Genomic DNA, 2,193 nt, shown 5'->3' on the forward strand with positions numbered 1-2,193 from the left:
CTTCTTCGTGAGCCCCAGGAACGAGTTGGCGTTGAGCAGGTGGAAGACCGCGCCGAGGACGAGCACGAGCGGGAGCACGGTGGCCGGCACGAAGAGGACGCTCAGAGCGACGTAAAAGAGGAACTCAACCGTGAACGCGAGCCTCGGCCGCGCCCACAGTCCCAGGCCTACCTTCCGATCCCCGTTGAAGCCCAGCACCGGGAGGTCTCGAAGGTGAACGGGGATGTCGAGGACCCAGTGGGATGCCGAGGCGAGAACGAACACGAATCCCGTCAGGGGATTCACGACGAGGCCCAGGACCGCTCCGATCACGGAGGCGATGGCGGTCCCGAGGACGAGGGAATGCGAGTAGCGAAGCCCGGTGAACCGGATGTTGCTTTGGAGGGGAGATGCCGGGTCGACTACGACCTTCTCGGTGCCCGAGAACACCAGGAATGGCCAGAGGATGTCGGGAAAACTCACTCCCGCCAGGATGACGAGAGGGTTCACGCCAGGGAACAGCCACATGAGAACGAACGCGAAGGCGAAGTGACCTACGAACAGGGAATCGACCTCTTCGGCGAGCCTACCTCACGGTTCTCGATAGAGTTTTCTGGGACGACCATCGCGTGCCGTGGACCGAATCCTTATGTCCATCCGCCGAGGTGCCAACCCGCGCTCCATGGAGCCGTTCTTCGACCAGCGCCTCATCGGCCAGATGCGGAACTTCGGGTACCTGATCGGTGACCCGACGAAGAAGGTCGCCGCGGTCATCGACCCGAGCTTTGACGCGCGCATCCTCCAGCAGGTGGCCCGCGAGAACGGCTACGCGATCGAGACGATCTTCAACACGCACCACCACCCGGACCATATCTTCGACAACGAACGCCTCGCGGACGAGACGGGCGGCAAAGTGGCCGCCCATGAGCTCAGCCTGGCCCGCAAGGATCTCGTTCTCCACGATGGGGACATCGTTCCCGTCGGTGAACTCAAGGTAAAGGTCGTCCACACACCAGGTCACTCACCCGATTCGTGCTGCTACATCGTCGCGGGCCGCGTCTTCACGGGCGACTGCCTGTTCGTCGGCGACTGCGGCCGGACGGACCTTCCCGGGTCCGACGTCCGCGCGATGTACGACTCTCTTTTCAACAAGGTCCGCGCGATGGACGACGCGCTCGTCGTCTGTCCCGGGCATCACTACGGTCGGACGCCGACCTCCACGATCGGGCGGGAGAAGAAGACAAACTTCGTACTCCAGCCGCGGAGCGTCGAGGAGTTTGTCGAGTTCATGGCGTCTCCGTAGTCACGTCGCAGGGCCATGTGCTTGGGCACGAGTAGTCCACCGAGTGGGCGTATCCCGCATTCAGCGAATGCAGGGCATCCGCTTGCGCGCGAATCTCCGCCACCGTCTGAGCACCCAGCTGGGCGACGGGGTCATTCCCTCCCCACGTCACACGGAGCATCAGACTGAGGTTGCCGTAGAGTCGGGAGATGACGTCAAGTTCTCCGGCAAGCCAAGGCCTCGATGAGAGGCCGCCGGGCTGGCTGAGGCTGACCAAATTGAAGAGGCCAGCATAGTCGCAGTGGAGTAGCTTCGCGGTGAGATTCAGAGCCGCCCCCGAGGCGAAGTGCCCGGGACCATAGAGTTCACCGAAGGAGGCGGCCCCGGAGGCAGCGACCGTGAGGTTGAGGGCGTCCAGACCAAACGGGAGGTTCTGGCTCGTTGCCCACTGTCGGAGGGAATCTTGCGTCAACCCAAAGAGGCCATCGAGCTGAAGGAGAACACGTGCGTCTGAATCCCAGATCGCGGTTTGGGAGGGGCCGCTGGGAACGCTGAGCGTCCAGCCTAGTATCCCTGTCGCTACCGCGGCCCACGCCACGAGTGCGGCAATCAGAACTTGGGTGCGTCGGGTGCGAGACTTCGGCCGCGGTTCTTCAATCCGTATGCCCCTCGCCGTCGTTTCCTCTGCCAAGGCAATCCCTCCAAGGGTGACAAGGGCGGCGGAGTACTTCTCCTCTGCGGAGACCCGCCGTATGGTGTCGAGATGCCGGGACGTGTCCGCCGCGCGAGGGCCTTCCGCGCCTTCGCTCTATCCCGAAGCGATCTCCGCCTCGACGGGGGCGGCCATTGGCTTCTTCTTGCGGGCGGTGGCTCTCTTTCGCGGCGCCTTCTTCGGCGTGGTCTCCGTCGATTTCGCGGCGGCCTTCTTCCCC

Annotated in this window: 3 protein-coding genes; 1 reads left to right on the forward strand and 2 read right to left on the reverse strand. The window is 63.7% G+C overall.

Annotated elements, in window-relative coordinates:
- A partial coding sequence (locus tag VEY12_00805) for a hypothetical protein (protein HYM38671.1) occupies positions 1 to 507 on the reverse strand: 507 nt, incomplete at its 3' end.
- A 154-nt stretch (positions 508 to 661) separates the two neighbouring features.
- Here VEY12_00805 and VEY12_00810 point away from each other — a divergent pair.
- Complete coding sequence (locus tag VEY12_00810; protein HYM38672.1) at positions 662 to 1,282, forward strand: MBL fold metallo-hydrolase; 621 nt, start codon at positions 662 to 664, stop codon at positions 1,280 to 1,282.
- Here VEY12_00810 and VEY12_00815 read toward each other — a convergent pair.
- On the reverse strand, positions 1,266 to 1,952 hold the full coding sequence (locus tag VEY12_00815) for a hypothetical protein (GenBank protein ID HYM38673.1): 687 nt from the start codon (positions 1,950 to 1,952) through the stop codon (positions 1,266 to 1,268). The genes VEY12_00810 and VEY12_00815 overlap by 17 nt on opposite strands.
- Positions 1,953 to 2,193: the final 241 nt, after the last annotated feature.

The organism is Thermoplasmata archaeon (assembly GCA_035632695.1).
In the GTDB taxonomy this organism is placed as follows: Archaea; Thermoplasmatota; Thermoplasmata; order RBG-16-68-12; family RBG-16-68-12; genus RBG-16-68-12.

Bases quoted from the DNA above. Each gene is read 5' to 3' on its own strand.
- VEY12_00810 (HYM38672.1), top strand. From the start codon at position 662: ATGGAGCCGTTCTTCGACCAGCGCCTCATCGGCCAGATGCGGAACTTC.